The sequence below is a fragment of the Streptomyces sp. NPDC031225 genome (assembly GCF_055570355.1).
The window spans coordinates 249,819-265,103 of the sequence record NZ_JBVIHJ010000014.1; the positions used below are offsets into that span (position 1 = coordinate 249,819).

At 71.6% G+C, this 15,285-nt stretch carries 15 protein-coding genes; 7 read left to right on the forward strand and 8 right to left on the reverse strand.

The window, feature by feature from the left end; translation table 11 throughout:
* The first annotated feature begins 137 nt into the window (after positions 1 to 137).
* The 3 genes from ACZ48Z_RS24665 to ACZ48Z_RS24675 all read left to right on the forward strand — a co-directional run bounded on the left by ACZ48Z_RS24665 (position 138) and on the right by ACZ48Z_RS24675 (position 4,937).
* Positions 138 to 1,178 carry a rhamnogalacturonan acetylesterase gene (locus tag ACZ48Z_RS24665; RefSeq protein ID WP_468738026.1) on the forward strand — a complete coding sequence of 347 codons (1,041 nt, stop codon included), beginning with the start codon at positions 138 to 140 and terminating at the stop codon, positions 1,176 to 1,178.
* Between the two features lie 75 nt (positions 1,179 to 1,253).
* Positions 1,254 to 2,945 carry a DUF2264 domain-containing protein gene (locus ACZ48Z_RS24670; protein ID WP_468738027.1) on the forward strand — a complete coding sequence of 564 codons (1,692 nt, stop codon included), beginning with the start codon at positions 1,254 to 1,256 and terminating at the stop codon, positions 2,943 to 2,945.
* A gap of 24 nt (positions 2,946 to 2,969) precedes the next feature.
* Positions 2,970 to 4,937, forward strand: a complete 1,968-nt coding sequence (locus tag ACZ48Z_RS24675) for a PE-PGRS family protein (protein ID WP_468738028.1) — start codon at positions 2,970 to 2,972, stop codon at positions 4,935 to 4,937.
* Here the strand turns inward: ACZ48Z_RS24675 and ACZ48Z_RS24680 are convergent.
* Positions 4,909 to 5,310 carry a hypothetical protein gene (locus ACZ48Z_RS24680; protein ID WP_468738029.1) on the reverse strand — a complete coding sequence of 134 codons (402 nt, stop codon included), beginning with the start codon at positions 5,308 to 5,310 and terminating at the stop codon, positions 4,909 to 4,911. The two genes, ACZ48Z_RS24675 and ACZ48Z_RS24680, sit on opposite strands and share 29 nt — an antisense overlap.
* Before the next feature lie 72 nt (positions 5,311 to 5,382).
* Positions 5,383 to 6,831, reverse strand: a complete 1,449-nt coding sequence (locus ACZ48Z_RS24685; protein ID WP_468738030.1) for a hypothetical protein — start codon at positions 6,829 to 6,831, stop codon at positions 5,383 to 5,385.
* A 77-nt stretch (positions 6,832 to 6,908) separates the two neighbouring features.
* Here ACZ48Z_RS24685 and ACZ48Z_RS24690 point away from each other — a divergent pair, with 77 nt between their 5' ends.
* On the forward strand, positions 6,909 to 7,277 hold the full coding sequence (locus ACZ48Z_RS24690) for a VOC family protein (protein WP_468738031.1): 369 nt from the start codon (positions 6,909 to 6,911) through the stop codon (positions 7,275 to 7,277).
* A 35-nt stretch (positions 7,278 to 7,312) separates the two neighbouring features.
* Here the strand turns inward: ACZ48Z_RS24690 and ACZ48Z_RS24695 are convergent, their stop codons facing one another.
* Both ACZ48Z_RS24695 and ACZ48Z_RS24700 read right to left on the reverse strand, forming a co-directional pair.
* Positions 7,313 to 8,104 (reverse strand): alpha/beta hydrolase, encoded by a 792-nt coding sequence (locus ACZ48Z_RS24695; protein WP_468738032.1) that lies wholly within the window; start codon positions 8,102 to 8,104, stop codon positions 7,313 to 7,315.
* Positions 8,097 to 8,684, reverse strand: a complete 588-nt coding sequence (locus ACZ48Z_RS24700; RefSeq protein WP_468738033.1) for a TetR/AcrR family transcriptional regulator — start codon at positions 8,682 to 8,684, stop codon at positions 8,097 to 8,099. The genes ACZ48Z_RS24695 and ACZ48Z_RS24700 overlap by 8 nt, the downstream gene beginning before the upstream one ends.
* 120 nt (positions 8,685 to 8,804) lie before the next feature.
* Here ACZ48Z_RS24700 and ACZ48Z_RS24705 point away from each other — a divergent pair, with 120 nt between their 5' ends.
* The 3 genes from ACZ48Z_RS24705 (at position 8,805) to ACZ48Z_RS24715 (ending at position 12,046) form a co-directional block, all read left to right on the forward strand.
* Entirely contained in the window at positions 8,805 to 9,392 is a 588-nt protein-coding gene (locus ACZ48Z_RS24705; RefSeq protein WP_468738034.1) for an ArsR/SmtB family transcription factor, read from the forward strand.
* A complete protein-coding gene (locus ACZ48Z_RS24710; RefSeq protein ID WP_468738035.1) occupies positions 9,389 to 10,687 on the forward strand; it encodes an MFS transporter in 1,299 nt (432 codons plus the stop codon). The genes ACZ48Z_RS24705 and ACZ48Z_RS24710 overlap by 4 nt, the downstream gene beginning before the upstream one ends.
* Positions 10,688 to 10,786: 99 nt before the next feature.
* Complete coding sequence (locus ACZ48Z_RS24715; RefSeq protein ID WP_468738036.1) at positions 10,787 to 12,046, forward strand: MFS transporter; 1,260 nt, start codon at positions 10,787 to 10,789, stop codon at positions 12,044 to 12,046.
* Between the two features lie 17 nt (positions 12,047 to 12,063).
* Here ACZ48Z_RS24715 and ACZ48Z_RS24720 read toward each other — a convergent pair whose 3' ends face one another.
* The 4 genes from ACZ48Z_RS24720 to ACZ48Z_RS24735 all read right to left on the reverse strand — a co-directional run bounded on the left by ACZ48Z_RS24720 (position 12,064) and on the right by ACZ48Z_RS24735 (position 15,113).
* Entirely contained in the window at positions 12,064 to 12,417 is a 354-nt protein-coding gene (locus ACZ48Z_RS24720) for a VOC family protein (protein WP_468738037.1), read from the reverse strand.
* Between the two features lie 80 nt (positions 12,418 to 12,497).
* Positions 12,498 to 13,298, reverse strand: a complete 801-nt coding sequence (locus ACZ48Z_RS24725; protein WP_468738038.1) for an ABC transporter permease — start codon at positions 13,296 to 13,298, stop codon at positions 12,498 to 12,500.
* 5 nt (positions 13,299 to 13,303) lie between these two features.
* The gene (locus ACZ48Z_RS24730; protein ID WP_468738039.1) at positions 13,304 to 14,107 is read right to left on the reverse strand and encodes an ABC transporter permease; all 804 of its coding nucleotides are present in this window, start codon (positions 14,105 to 14,107) and stop codon (positions 13,304 to 13,306) included.
* Position 14,108: 1 nt separating this feature from the next.
* Positions 14,109 to 15,113 carry an ABC transporter ATP-binding protein gene (locus tag ACZ48Z_RS24735; protein WP_468738040.1) on the reverse strand — a complete coding sequence of 335 codons (1,005 nt, stop codon included), beginning with the start codon at positions 15,111 to 15,113 and terminating at the stop codon, positions 14,109 to 14,111.
* Positions 15,114 to 15,285: the final 172 nt, after the last annotated feature.

Below are 15,285 nucleotides of genomic sequence, written 5' to 3' on the forward strand. Positions count from 1 at the left end.
TTGAATCGATTTCGCGAAAGGGCTTTCGCTTGCCGGAGGTTGGCAATCTTGTGAAATCGGTCCAAGGACTAGAAAGCGCTTGCGGGAGGCGGTACGGTCCGGCGCCAGGTGTTGTCCCCCTGACGGAGGAACCGCGAATGAGACGTTTCAACCTCGCCGTACTGGCGGCGGTGGCGCTGGCCTCGGGCCTGACGGCCGTCCCGGCCCAGGCGCACACCGGACGTCCGCCGGGCCTTGAGAACTGCACCGCCGGCGCCTGCCACTTCGACGTGCCGCCCGGGACGTACGACGTGCGGCTCCTCCTCGGCGGCGCCGCCGCGTCGAGCACGAGCGTCAGCGGCGAGACCCGGCGCGCACTGCTCCCCGAGACCACCGTCGCGGCCGGCGAGCGACTCGCCCGCAGCTTCACCGTGAACGTCCGCACCCCGGAGGGCGAACCGACCGGCCCCGACGGCACACCGGGCCTCGACCTCGTCCTCGGCGGCACGGCCCCGGCACTCGCCGGCATCGAGGTCACCCCGGCCCGGCACGCCCGGCGGATCTTCCTGGTCGGCGACTCCACGGTCTGTGACCAGCCCGGCGACCCGTACTCCGGCTGGGGCCAACAGCTGCCCCAGTACCTGCGCAAGGGCGTCTCCGTGGCCAACTACGCCGACTCCGGCGAGAGCACGGTGACCTATCTGTCGGACACCCGCCTGTGGGCCACCGTCCAGCCGCTGATCCGGCCCGGCGACCTCGTCCTCATCCAGCTCGCCCACAACGACAAGACCACGGACGAGGCGACGTACCGGGCGAATCTGGAGACACTGGTCGCGGGTGTGAGGGAGAAAGGTGGGAACCCTGTCCTCGTGACGCCCATCGTGCGACGCTGGTTCAACTCCGACGGCACGCTGAACAACAACACCGCGTTGCTGGTCAACGGCCTCGGGGTGGACCACCCCGCGGTCATCCGCTCGGTCGCCGCCACGGAGGGCGTCCCGCTGATCGACCTGACGGCGAAGACGAAGGCACTGGTGGAGTCGCTGGGAGTGGAGGGCTCGAAGGCGATCTACCTGTACAACGAGAAAAAGGACAACACCCACACGTCCGTACACGGCGCCACCGTGTACGCGGGCCTGGTGCGCGACGCTCTCGTCGCACAGCACCTGGTGCCGAAGGGCGTTGCGAGGGTGGGATAGATGTCTGGGGCGTCCCGACCGGAACCGGGGCGCCCCAGGCTTTGTACGGCACGGCACGACCCGGAGAGAGAGTCCATGCACCTGCCCTCGGACGACCGCGTCCTCAGCCCGCGCACCGGCTACACGCGTGCCCACTGGGAGGCCGCGGCCGACGCCCTGCTGGCCGCGGTGGAGCCCTACGCCACCGAGGACCGGGCCCTCTACCACTTCCCCGGTGACCGCCAGAGCTGGACCGGCCACCTCTCCGACGGCCTGGAGGGCTACGCCCGTACGCTCCTGCTGGCCGCCTTCCGCCGCGACGAGACCGCGCTCCAGCGCTACGCCGACGGACTCGCCGCCGGGGTCTCGGGTGTCTGGCCCCGCATCGAGGACCGCAGTCAGCCGCTGGTCGAGGCCGCGTCGATCGCCCTCGCGCTGCGCCTGACGCGGGAGTTGCTCTGGGACCGCCTGGACGACGGCGTACGGCAACGCGCGGCGGCCTGGCTCGGCGACGCGCTGACCGCGGAGGCCTGGCCCTGCAACTGGGAGCTCTTCCCCGTCACCGTCGGCGGCTTCCTCCAGGAGATCGGGTACGAGACCGAGGCGTCCGGCAAGGCGATCGACCGCGGCCTGGAGCGGATCGAGCAGTGGTACGTCGGCGAGGGCTGGTACACCGACGGCGACGGCCGCAAGTTCGACTACTACAACGGCTGGGCCATGCACCTCTACCCGGTGCTGCACGCCTGGCTGGCCAGGGACGACCGCCTCCTCGACCTGTACGGCGGCCGCCTGTCCCGTCATCTCGACGACTACGCCCGCCTGTTCGGCGCCGACGGCGCGCCGATGCACCAGGGCCGCTCACTGACGTACCGCTTCGCGACGACCGTCCCGCTGTGGCTCGGCGCGCTGACGGGCCACACCCCGCTGCCCCCGGGCGAGACACGCCGACTGGCCTCCGGAGCGCTGAAGTACTTCCTGGACCGGGGCGCGGTGGACTCCCGCGGCCTCCTCACCCTCGGCTGGCACGGCCCCAACCCGGGTCTCCTGCAAGGCTATTCGGGACCGGCCTCGCCGTACTGGGCGAGCAAGGCCTTCCTCGCCCTGCTCCTCCCGGCCGACCACGAGGTGTGGACGGCGGTGGAGGAGCCGGGCCCGGCGGAGCGCTCCGACGCGGTCACCTCGATCGCCGCCCCCAACTGGCTTCTGCAGTCCACCCGTTCCGACGGCCTGGTCCGCCTCCACAACCACGGCAGCGAGGACGTCCGCTACGACCCGTACTACACCCGCCTCGCGTACTCGACGGTGACCGAGCCGTCGACGTCGTACGACAACAGCCTGATCCTGGACGGCGATCCGAGCCGTACGGAGATCGAGCCGTTGGGGGTGGGGGAGGGGTGGGCAGCCTCACGGCACGTGGCGGCCGGGGACGCGCGGGTCACCAGCGTCCTGCTCGCGCGGGGGGCCGTGGAGGTGCGTGCCTTCCTCGTGTCCGGCGCCGAACCCGGCACGTTGGTGCGTGTCACCGGATGGGCGGCGCGGGACGGCGTCCGGGCCGAACTGCTTCCCGCCGTGGGCCTGGACGAGACGCTGACCGGTGTCATCGGCGAGGAGCCGACGCTCTTCGTGGCGCTGAGCAGGCTGACCGGGGAACCGGAACCCGCTCCGCTGGCGGACGCAGCGAGCGTACGGGCCGCCGACTCGGGCGGCCTGACGGTGAGTTGGGGCGACGGGACCGGAACGCGGGTGAGACTGGACGGCTCCGGAGTCGACATCACCGGGGAGGGCTGACCCGCCTCGGGCAGTATGAGGATCATGGGTGGGAGAGAAGAACTGGTCGAACTGCTGGGCCGGGCCGGGCTTGAGGTCGTGGGGGACTGGCGGACGGAGGAGGTGCTGCCGCCTCAGATCGCGTGGCGTCATGTCATCGCGCGGGAGACCGAGCCAACCGTCGCGGTCCCTGGGGACCGGCCGGACCTGATCGCCGAACTGAACGCCGAGTGGCACCGGCTGGCGTCCGAGGTGGGGATCCTCGGCGGGAACGGCGTCTTCCTCATCGACTTTCCCGGCAGCAGGAGTCCGGGGTGGACCCGGGTCCGGCTCACCGGCGACTGGGATCTCTCCGGAGCTCTGCAGGAGCGGCCCGGGCAGCCGGAGTTCGTCACGCTGTCCCTGGACGGGGGCGCGCTGGTGGGCGCCACGACCGAGGAGCACGCGGTCCGGCTCGTCGCCCTCGACCGGCTCGGGGAGCGGCGGGAGGAGACCGCGCGCGTCGCCGGTGCGGAGACACCGCAGGAGCGGGCGGCCGCCTGGGCATCCCTGTTCGAAGGGCCGCAGCCCCCGGCGGAACTGCTCGAATCGTGGGCGAACGGACTGTCGCTCAACCCCGCCACCCCGAGGGAACTGCGGCCGGGGCTCGTGGCGCTGTCGTCCTACGCGATCTATAGCGCGCTGCCGACGGACACCGTGGACGCTCTGCTGGCCCACCCGGACTGGAACCTGCGGATGAGGGCGGCCGAGCAGCAGCCGAACATCACGCCCGAACAGTGGGCACGCGTGATCCTCGGCGAACAGGACGAACGACGGCGGTGGATCCTCACCCTGCTGGCCGCGGACCGCCGGGCCGAACTCCCCGAGGCCGCCTGCCACGCACTCGCCGCCGACCCGTCCGCGCGCGTCCGTTCCGAGACCGCCCGGCTCAAGTGCCTTCCCGCCGACCTGTCGGTCGCGCTGGCCGCCGACCCCGACGGCGGCGTGCGGTACGCCGCCTGCACGGCGGCCTGGCCGCACCTCGACGAACCGGCCCGGCAGGCGCTCCTGGCCGACTCCCACGGCATCGCACGGACCCGGGCACTGCTGCTGCACCACCAGGAGCACCCGATGCCCCTGTCGGTGTTCGAAACCCTGGACGCCAAGGGCGACGCCCTGGAAACCTGCCTCCTGGAGCGCGACCTCGCCGATCATGTGGCGCGGCACGGGGAGCCGTCCGAACGGCGTTCCCTGGCCGCCAACCCGCGCCTCGCCCCGGACCTGATCGCGCTCCTGGCCGAGGATCCGGACGCGCACGTGCGCTTCGCGGTCTCCAAGCGGTCCGACCTCACCGAGGCACAACGGGCAGCCGTCCACTACGACTTCGATCCGAGCGTTCACCACTACGAGCTCGACTGGGTCGTCGCACTCCACGACGACCAGGCGGCCATGCGCCGCCTCGCCCTCTCCTCCCACCCTCTCGTCCGCAGAAGCGTCGCCCGCGCCCCGCACCTGCCACCCGATGTCGTCGCACGCCTCGCCCACGACGAGGACCGGATCGTCCAGCTCTTCCTCGCCGAGTCCTGCGACGACGCGCCCGCCGACATGCTCCTGCGGGTGTGGCAGTGGTGGGACGGCAGCCTCACCTCCCCCGACCGCCCGCGCGGGCACCCCAACTTCCCCCGCCACGCGGACGACCCGAACCCACGCATGCGCCAACTGGCCCTCGACGACCCGCAGTCCACACCCGAGCTGGTCGAACGGCTCAGTCGCGACAGAAGCGAGGAGGTGCGCTACCGGGCCGTCTGCGACCCGCGGCTGTCGCCCACGGCCGCGGCGCGGCTGCTGGAGGATCCGCACGAGCACATCCGCAATGCGGCCGCCCGGCACCCCCGCATGCCTGCCGGAACCCTGGTCCGACTGCTGCGGCAGTGCGGCTCCGCGGAAACCGCCGCCCGGAACCCGGCGCTGCCCGCCGAGGTCATGCGGCAGATGGTCGAGCGGTTCAGCCCCTCCGCCACCGCAGCCGACTGACCCCGACGAACGTCACCAGAGCCGCCACGGTGCAGAGGGCGTTCACGCAGAACTCGTCCCACAGCGACCCGGACCCGGGCACCGCGGCCCACGCGAGACGGCGCACGCCCCAGCCGACCGCCAGCCCCGCCACGAAGGCGGGCCAGCCGTGTCGTACGCCCTGTTCCGCGTCGTCGAACATGGCGCACACCACCCCGATGGGGAGCACGAGCGACACCGTCTCCCAGCCGAGCGCGGCCGCACACGCCCCCACGGCCAGCAGGAACAGCCAGACCCGCAGCATGGGCAGGAGCTCCGAGGGCTCGGAGGGCTTGGGCGGCTCCGTCGGATGCCGCCGAAAGGACCGTCGGACTCTGCGTACACCGTCGCCCATGTGCTCTCCCCCGTCCGCGTGCGTCGCACTGAATGGGACACGCGGCCGGGGGAGACGGTTGCACGGCCGTCCTCAGGGCTTGAGGCGGGCGATCCGCAGACTCGTCGAGGTCGGGGAGGAACCGTTCAGCGGGCTTGCGTACGTCGGTGTGACCGGGACGTACGCCCAGTTCAGCGTCCCGTCCTTCTGGACCGCGATGTCACCGCTGATCCGCGCCGACACCACCTTGTCCGCTCCCTGGAGCGTGCCGTTCCAGTCGATGAGACGGAGGTGGGTGCCCGTGAAGGTGCCGGTGCAGGTGCCGCTCGCGCACTTGGCGTTCTTCAGGGACTCCCAGGACACGAGGAGACGGTCCTTGCCGTACGGCGCCACGTGCACGTTGACGTGTTCGGTGCCGGGCGCGTTGGTGAGGTAAACCGCCTTGCCGGGGCCGGAGTTGCGGTTCTTGAGGAAGGCCACGGCCACCTGGTGGGTGCCGGTCTTCGGCTTGACCGTCCAGCCGCGGCCGCTGGAGTCGTCCGGGTTCTTCTTCGCGGATACGGCGCCCCGGGAGGCGAAGGCGGTCACGTAACGGCCGGTGGCGGACTTCACCAGGTCGCCGGTGCGGCTCGGGAACGTGCCGCCGCAGTACCCCGCCCAGCACTGCTCGCGCTGCACCACCGGGGCCACGTCCGGTGCGCCGATGCCCGTCGACACGAACAGCCCCGAACGCCAGTCGTCGAAACACAGGGAGGTGAAGTTGCCAGTGCTCTCGGCGTGCAGCGCGATGCCCTCGTTGTGGCTGCACCCCCAGCCCCAACCCCCGCCGAGTTTCGCCCCCTTGGCGCTGACGTACGACAACTTGTCGCCGAAGTGGCCGTCGGCGAAACCGCCCGCCCCGTGTACGACGAAGTAGGCGCCGTACTTCGAGCCGTTCCAGGTGAGTTGGCCGTCGAGGGTGGGGGAGGTGTCGTGCGAGGCGGTGCCGGTGAGCTTGGTGCTCCAGGTCTTCGTGGCGCCGGTGTACCGGACGATCGCGGCCGCCGTCTCCTTCCACTTGTTGGTGTCGGCGACCCGGGTGAGCAGCGCGAAGCCGTCGTTGTGCGCGACCAGTCCGCCGACCTCCTTCGCGCCCTTGACGACCGTGTCCGCGCCGGAACGCTTCCCGGCCGACGTCAGCGGGGTGACATGGACGCCGTCCGAGGCGGGCCAGGCCACGCGGAGGGTGCCGTTCGGCGCCACCGCGGTCGCCGTCCGGGTCCACTCGCGGGTGTTGTTGTAACCGGCGGACAGGTAAGGGAACTTGGCGGACAGAGTCACGGCCGTGGTGGTGGGGGCGAGCGCGGGTGCGGGTGCGAGTGCGGGTGCGGTGGCCGCGCCGGCTGTGGCGTACCAGGCGCCGGCCAGCGCGGCGGCCGCGGCGAGCCCGGCGATGACGGGCTTACGGGCCGCGCGGACCCGGCGGTGGCCTGCGCGAGGGGCGTCACCGGAGGCGTCGGAGTGGGCGTCGCCGTCGCGAGGCGTGCGTTGTGCGGAAGTCATGCCCCCAGGTCGCCGCGGGGTGCGCGAAGGTTGCCGCCGACCTTGTCATGATCGGGCACGCCCCCGAGAATCCCCGTATGACCTCCACCATCCGCCATGTGACCATCGACTGTGCCGACGCCTATGCGCTCGCCGACTTCTGGTCCAAGGTCCTCGGTCAACCGCTTCACGAGGAGGACCGGCCGGGCGACGAGGAGGCGTTGATCGAGGCCGCAGGCCTGCTTTTCGTCACCGTCCCGGAGACCAAGAGCGTCAAGAACCGCCTCCACTTCGACCTCCAGCCGCAGGACCGCACCCGCGACGAGGAGGTCGACCACATCCTCACCCTGGGCGCCACACTCATCGACGACCAGCGCACGGGCGACGGCATGGGCTGGGTGGTGCTCGCCGACCCGGAGGGCAACGAGTTCTGCGTCGAGCGGAGTTCGGCGGAACGGGAGCGCTGAGAGCCGCCCCGGCGCCCGCCCGAGGAACAGCGTGATCAGCCGGACACGTCCGCCCCGAGAAACGTCCGCGTGAGCTGTTCGGCGTAGGCCACCGGGTGCTGGGCGGCGCCGAGGTGGCCGCCGGGGAACTCGACGAAGTCGCCATGCAGGTCCTTGGCGAGCAACTCGGCTGTGCGGTGCAGGAGATGGCCGCGTGAGTCGGTGCCGGCGGTGAGGGTGAGCCGGGGGCCCGAGGGAATCGACGTGGGCGTGTACGCGGTGAAGGTCCGGAGCACGTGGGCCAGGGAGATCGCCATGGGACTGGTCAACTCCTCCTCCCGCGACAGAGGTTGGCCTTCCGGCAGCTCACCGGCCGCCCGCTCCTCCAGCAGGGCGGTCATCCGGGCTCCCGCCGCCGCGAGACCCCGGGCGCGGTAGATGTCGCAGACCTCCACGAACCCGGCCCGCTGCCGTGCCCCGTCAGGCAGCACGCTCACGCACGGCGGCTCGTGCGCGACGACGTGCAGCAGCCGCGCCGGGTGCCGGGCGAGCAGGTCGAGGGCGGCGACACCGCCCGCGCTGATGCCGTGGACGTACGCCGACCCGCCGTCCGGGAGCGTCGCGTCGAGCACGCGTCGCGCCCCGTCGCTCCAGTCCTGGGGCCGCTGGTCCTCGACGGGTTCGCCGAGGCGGCCATGGGCGAGGCCCAGGGGGTCGTAGGTGACGACGGTGAAGTGGCGGGCGAGCGCTTCCGTCATCGGGCCGAGGCCCATGGGGTGGCCGGCGCCGCCGGGGATCAGCAGCAGGATGGGGCCGTGGCCGGTGATGTCGTAGTGCAGGTCAGACATGGGGGTTCTCCTCGTGGGGCCAGTTGGTGAGGGCTACGTGCAGGGCGTCGACCGCCCGGTCCCAGGACTTCTGTACGTCCCGGGGAGCGCCGAAGCCGCCCGCCGACTCCAGGGCGCAGTAACCGTGGAAGGTGGCGCGCAACAGGCGTACGGCGTCGGTGAGATCGGGCTCGGTGAGACCGTAGGCGCGGAGCATGCCGTAGGTGATCTCGGCGGTGCGGCGGAAGGCGGGCGTGCCCGCGATCAGTGACTGGTCGATACGCATCTGGGTGGCCGCGTACCGCCCCGGCCGCTCCAGCGCGTACGCGCGGTAGGCGCCGGCGAACGCGGCCAGCGCGTCCTTCCCGGCCCGCCCCGCCACCGCGGCGGCGATCCGGTCGATCATCTCGCCGCCGGCGAGCAGGGCCACCCGGGTGCGTAGGTCCTGGAGGTTTCTGACATGCGAGTAGAGGCTCGCGTCCTTCACGCCGAAGCGCTTGGCCAGGGCCGCCAGGGTGACGTTCTCGAAGCCGATCTCGTCGGCGAGGTTGGCTGCGGCCTCGGTGAGGCGGTCGGGGGTCAGACCTGCGCGGGGGCTCATGGGGGCAGCTTACCTAGGGGCCCTAGGTTGTCGGCCACCGGTTTTTGGCGTGATGTCGTCAACGGACCGTCTCGGTCTGAGAGTTGACTCTCACGTTTTGTGAGAGGACACTCTCACGTCATGGCATCCGGCAATCGACTCGGCGACATAGAGATCACCGACCCGAAGGCCATGCGGGCGCTCGCGCATCCCGTACGGCTCGCGATTTTGGAGCGGCTCCAGCGCTACGGGCCCGCCACCGCCTCGCATTTGTCGCCGCATGTCGGCGCCACTCCCTCCGTGGCCAGCTGGCATCTGCGGCACCTGGCGGGGTTCGGACTGGTGCGGGATGCCGCGGAGGGCGGCACGGACCGGCGGGAGCGGCGGTGGGAGGCGGTGGCGCGCGGATTCCGGTTCGACGTTCCGGAGGACGAGGACGGCACCTCGGCCGCACGTGCCCTGTCCTGGGAGATGTTCGCCCGGGCCGCGGAGCTTCCCGAGCGATGGGCGACCGAGACCGAACCCGCCCTCGAACCGGCTTGGCGGCGGCTCTCCGGCCTCGCCAACACCCGAGTCGTGGTGTCCGCCGAGGAACTTGCCGCGATCGAGGACGCGATCGAAGCTGCCATCGCCCCCTACGTCATGCGGGAGCAGCGGCCACCGGACGCCCGGGGTGTACGGCTGCTGCGGTACATGCTGCCGGAGACGGCGGACGGTGCCGACGCATGACCTCCCTGTGGCGCGACCGGCGTTTCGTCCGGTACTGGACGAGCAGTGCAGTCTCGCAGTTCGGCGACCGGGTCTCCGAAGTGGCCGTACCTCTCATCGCCGTGACCGTCCTGGACGCCTCCGCCGGTCAGGTGGCCGTGCTGACCGCGCTCGCTTGGGCGCCGAACCTACTCGCGCTCCTGCTGGGGGTCTGGGTGGACCGGCGAGCCCGGAAGCGGCGGTTGCTGGTCGTGATGGATCTCGTGCGGGCGGGTGCGCTGCTGACCCTGCCCGTCGCCCATCTGTGGGGGGCCGTCACGCTCCGGCAGCTGTACGTGGTGGTGCTCGTCGGCGGCCTCGCGGGAGTGACGGCCGGCTGTGCCTGGCAGCCGCTGTTCGCTCGGATCGTGCCGCGTTCGTCGTACGTCGACGCCAACAGCAAGTTCAGCGCGGCCCGTTCGGCGTCCCTCGTGGCCGGACCGGCGACCGGCGGCGCACTTGTCCAGGCGCTCGGCGCGCCCGTCGCCGTCGTCGCCGACTCGCTGTCCTTTCTGGTGTCCGCGCTGCTGCTGGGCCGGGCGCCGGTCGACGAGCCGGTGCCCGCGGCCCGTTCCGGCGCCGCCGTGCCCGCGCTGCTGCGGGACGCCCGGGAGGGACTGCTCTTCGTCCTGCGGCACCCCGTGCTGCGGGCCAGCCTGGGGTGTGCCACCACCGTCAACTTCTTCACCTTCCTGGCGGGCACCGGCATGGTCGTGCTCTTCGCCGACCGCGAACTCCAACTCTCGCCCGGGGCCATCGGGTTGACCCTCGGTATTGGGGCGGTCGGCTCCCTCGTCGGGGCACTCACGGCACCATGGCTGTCCCGACGCATCGGTATGGGACGGTGCGTGGCTGTCGGGGCCGTACTGTTTCCGGCGCCCTTCGCGCTGGCCGCCGTCGCCGGTGGGCCGGCGTGGGCCGGTGCCGTGATCCTGGGTGCGGCCTACTTCCTGGTGGGTCTCGGGGTGATGTGGTTCGACGTGCCCCTCAACTCCCTGCAGACCGCGGTCACCCCGGACGCCCTGCGCAGCCGCGTCACGGGCGCCTTCAGCACCGTCAACTACGGGGTACGGCCCCTCGGCGCACTCGCCGGAGGGGTGCTCGCCACGTCGGTCGGGCTCAGGGCGACCTTCGTCGCGGTCGCGGTCGGCGGGGCGCTGTCGGTGCTGTGGCTGCTGGCCTCGCCGATACCGGGCATCCGCTCCCTGGACACCGATCCGCCCGCCGAGCCCCTGCTTCAGAATGCCGGGTTGAGCTCGTCCGACGACCCTGCGTAGAACGGTTTCGCCCGGCAGAGCTCGTTGTGCCGCGACGCGGTAATTCGTTTGAGGGGCCTCGCCCGTGGTCCTAAGGTTGCCCGGGCATCGGGGAGGGGTATGGAGTACCAGGTTCAGCGGGACGGGGAGTTCGCCAAGTCCCTTTCAGGGGAAGCCCCTTCAGGACCGCTGTGGCGGCAGCGCGACTTCGCCGTGTTCTGGGCGGCTCAGACCCTCTCCGTCCTCGGTGACTCCTTCGCTCTGATCGCCCTGCCCCTGCTGGTCCTTGAGACGACCGGATCCGTCGCGCGGATGGGCCTGCTGACGGGGGTGGGCGGGGCGGCCGCGGTCGTTGCCGCCGTGTTCGCCGGGGTGGTGGTGGACCGGGTCGACCGGCGTCGGCTGCTCATCGGCTGTGACCTCGTGCGCATGGTGCTGTACGGCCTGATTCCGCTGGTGTGGCTGGCGGGGCCGCAGGTCTGGCTGCTGTACGCCGTCCTGCCGCTGTGCGAGGCCGTCGGCATGCTGTTCGCCGTCGGGTACGTCACCGTCGTACGGAGTCTCGTCGCCACCGCCCGACTCACCGAGGCCAACGGGCGGTTGAACGCCACCGCCGCCGCGGCCGGGGTGCTGGGGCCGGTGTGCGCGGGGGTCGTGGCCGCCTGGACCGGGCCCGCCGCAGCGGTCGGTGTGGACGCGGCCAGCTTCGGGGTGTCGGCGCTGTGCACGTGGTTCGTGCGGTTCCGTGCCCGCCCCGCCGAGGCGGCCGAACGCACCGCACTGTGGCGGGATCTGCGCACCGGAGTGGCCTTCCTGCGCGGACACCCCGTGCTGCGCGCGCTCACCGTGCTCCTGTTCGGGTTCAGCTTCCTCACCCTCGGCCTGAACGACCTGGTGATCTACCACATCAAGCACGACCTCGGTCACGACGACGGCACGGTCGGCACCGTCATGGCCGTCGGCGCGCTCGGCACCGTCGCGGGCGCACTCCTGGTGGCCCGGGTACGCCGACGGCTCGGGTTCGGCGCGGTCTGGACCGGCTCGGTCGCGCTCTGCGGGCTCGCCTTCGCGGGGATCGGCTGGGTCCGGGGCGTTCCGGCCGTCGCCGTGCTGTGCGCGCTCTTCCTCGCCGGTGGCGCCATGGCGGGTACCTGCTCGATGTCCCTGCGCCAGGAGGTCACCCCCGAACCGCTCCTCGGCCGGGTCACCTCGGCGTTCTGGACCCTGCACTACGCCGCGGCCCCGGTCGGCGCGGCCGTCCTGACCTGGGCGGCGGAGCGGCAGGGCACGGCCCCCGTCGCTCTTGCCGCGGGCGCGTGCTGCGTACTGATCGCCACGGCCGCGCTGTTCACGCCCCTACGGCGGTCCGGCCGGGAGTGACCGGGCCCCGGCGCGCCTCACCGACTCCGGCGGCTCAGGATGCAGAACTCGTTGCCCTCGGGGTCCGCCAGGACCACCCACGACTGGTCGCCCTGGCCGATGTCGACGCGCTGTGCGCCGTGCGCGATCATGCGGGCGACCTCGGCGTCCTGGTCGTCGGGCCGGAAGTCGAGGTGCAGGCGGCTCTTGGACTTCTTGCTCTCCTCGATCCGGACGAAGTCCATCCCCGGCATGCGGTCCGGTGCCGGGCGGATCTCGAACTCGTCCTCGGAGGTGTGGACGACGACCCACCCGAGAGCGTCGGCCCACCACTGCCCCAGCGCCGCCGGATCCTCCGCGTGGACGATTACCTGTTCCCATTCCAAGGTCATCTGTTGATCCTAGCTTTGACGGGTACCGCACAACGGTGATCGGTGCGATCGATGCCAGGGCGACCGGCTCGGCGACCGGCTCACCCGTTGACTCCCGCGTAGTGCCGCAGGCTCCAGCGCCACAGCAGCCGTGAGCCCAGGTACGCCACCACGCCCAGCAGCGGTGAGGCCGCCGCCAGCCAGTACGGGACGCCGGTGTCGTGGCCGTGGCCGGTCAGGACGGCCGCCGGGAAGTAGGCGACGAACGCGAGGGGGAGGCCGTAGGTGAGGAGGCCGCCGACCGCTCTCGGGAGGACGTTCAGGGGGTAGCTGCCGAAGGTGCCGAGGAGTTCCTCCAGCCAGCGGCCCCAGTAGTCGGCGGCCGGGAAGCGCAGGGCCGCGCAGGTGATCGCGGTGAAGAGGGCCGCCTCCAGGAGCATGCCGCCGATCAGGGCCGCGATCAGGTAGGAGATCCGGCCCGGCGTCCAGTCCAGCCGGCTTCGGCTCAGGGCGCCCACCATCAGGCCCACCGCCACCGTGAGGTCGCCGATCGCGTTGGTGGGGAAGAAGGCCAGCTGGAGTTGGCGGTGCACCGGCATCGGGCGGGTCAGGTAGATGTCGATCCTGCCCTCCTGGATCTGGCGGCCCGCACCGTGCACCCGGCCCAGCAACAGGACGAACAGTCCGTGGGCGAGCATCCTCGTCGCCGGGATCAGCAGCACCTCCGAGCTGTCCCAGCCGCCCATCCCGGTGAACCGGGTCAGCAGCACGGTGGCGAACACGATCACCGACACCTGCCAGATCGCGCCGATCGCGATCATCAGCAGGAACTCGGTGCGGTACTCCAGCTGGGCACGGAAGTTGAGCCGCGTGATGCGCCACGCGATCCGCATGCCGTTCACTGGCCTCAGCCTCCTTGGGAGATGACGCGACGGGCGGCCCGCCGCCACAGGAAACGGGTGAACAGGGTGAGCGCCACGCCCCAGAACGCCTGGATCGCCAGCTGCTCAGCGGCGTCGGCGAGGGGGATGCGCCCGATGTAGATCGACAGCGGCACGCTCAACGTCGCCTGGAACGGCAGGAATCCGCTCAGCGTGATGAACCAGTCCGGGAAGAACCACAGCGGCGCGTACACACCCGACAGCAGGTTCTGCGCGAAGATCAGGATGAGCATCGCCGCGTTGTTGCGGACCGTCCAGAAGCACAACTGGTCCAGGGTCAGCATCACGTGGTACAGGACCCACTGACCCAGCAGCAGGCTCAGTGCGAACACCCCTGCCACGGCAGGGGACCTGGGCGCGTCCACCACTCCGGCCGCGAGGCACACCAGGTAGCCGCCGAGCGCCCACGCGAACCCGTACAGCTGCTCGCCGAGGGCGCGAAGGGCGTGGTAGCGCTGGGGCGGCAGCGGGCGCAGGTACCAGTAGACGATCGTGCCGAAGTGCATGTGCTGCAGCACGGTGTCCCGGCCCGCGTACTGGTCCAACTCCCGTAGGCGGGAGGCGAGTACGGCCAGCACGGCGTAGCTGACGGCCTGGCCCTCGGTCAGACCCGCGGTGGTGCCGGTGTGCGCGTACAGGCCGTGCCACAGGGAGGCCACCAGGATCACCTGGACGGCCAGCCGGACCAGGACGGCCGTCATCCGGGGCGGCGCGTGCAGTTCGCCGAGCGGGGTGACGCGGGCGGCGCGCCAGGCGTGCAGGACGGCCATGTCAGACCGCCTCGGCATGGACGTAGGCGGCCCGCATCACGTCCTCCAGGTCGGCCTCGTCGATGGCGACGCCCGCCACCTCGTACCGCTCGATGACCGCCTTCAAAGCCTGGTGCACGGTGGGGGAGTCCGGCCCGTCGGGGCTCTCGGGGCCGAACACGACCTGCGGGCCCTCCTTGCGCAGCACCGCGATGCCCGGCAGCGGGCCGACCTCGGCGTGCGCGTCGGCCAGGGTCGCGCGGACCTGCCAGGTGGAGCCGTACCTGCGGCGGATCTCGTCCAGGCCGCCGTCGAGGACGAGCCTGCCGTGGTTGATGAGCACGAGCCGCTCGGCGAGCCGCTCGACCTCGGTCATGTCGTGGGTGGTCAGCAGGACGGTCCGGCCGCGCTCCTCGACCTGGTGGCGCAGGAACTCCCGGACCTGCTCCTTGACCACCACGTCCATGCCGATGGTGGGCTCGTCGAGGAAGACGACCGGCGGGTCGTGCAGCAGCGCGGCGGCCAGGTCGCAGCGCACACGCTGGCCGAGGGAGAGATGGCGGACCCGGGTGTCCCAGAACGCGGAGAGTTCCAGGATGTCGTCGAACTCCTGGAGCCGCCTGGCGTGTTCGGCCTTCGGCACCTCGTAGATGTCCCTGAGGATCGAGAACGACTCGCGCACCGGCAGGTCCCACCACAGCTGGGTGCGCTGTCCGAACACCGCGCCGATGTTACGGGCGTTGCGTTCGCGTTCCTCGTACGGCACCACGCCCGCCACCCGGGCCTCGCCGGAGGTGGGCGTGAGGATGCCGGTGAGCATCTTGATGGTGGTGGACTTGCCGGCGCCGTTCGGGCCGAGCAGGGCGAGGAGTTCGCCGGGCGCCACGTCGAAGGTGATGTCCGAGACGGCGTGCTTGGCGACCCGCTCCGGGTTGACCAGGGAGCGCAGGGTGCCGGCGATACCGGGACGACGGACGGTGGTGTGGAAGGTACGCGAGAGACCGCGCACCTCGATACTTCCGCTCACGGTGTGAACTCCCTTGCTGTGAACACAAGTTGCGGGGGGGGGGGGGGGGGGGGGGGGGGGGGGAGGGGGGGGGGGGAAGGGGGGGGGGGGGGGGGGGGGGGGGGGGGGTGTGTGGGGTCTGCTCGGTCGGGTCCTCCAGATTTGTTCGCACGCCGACGCCGAAGAGCGGAGG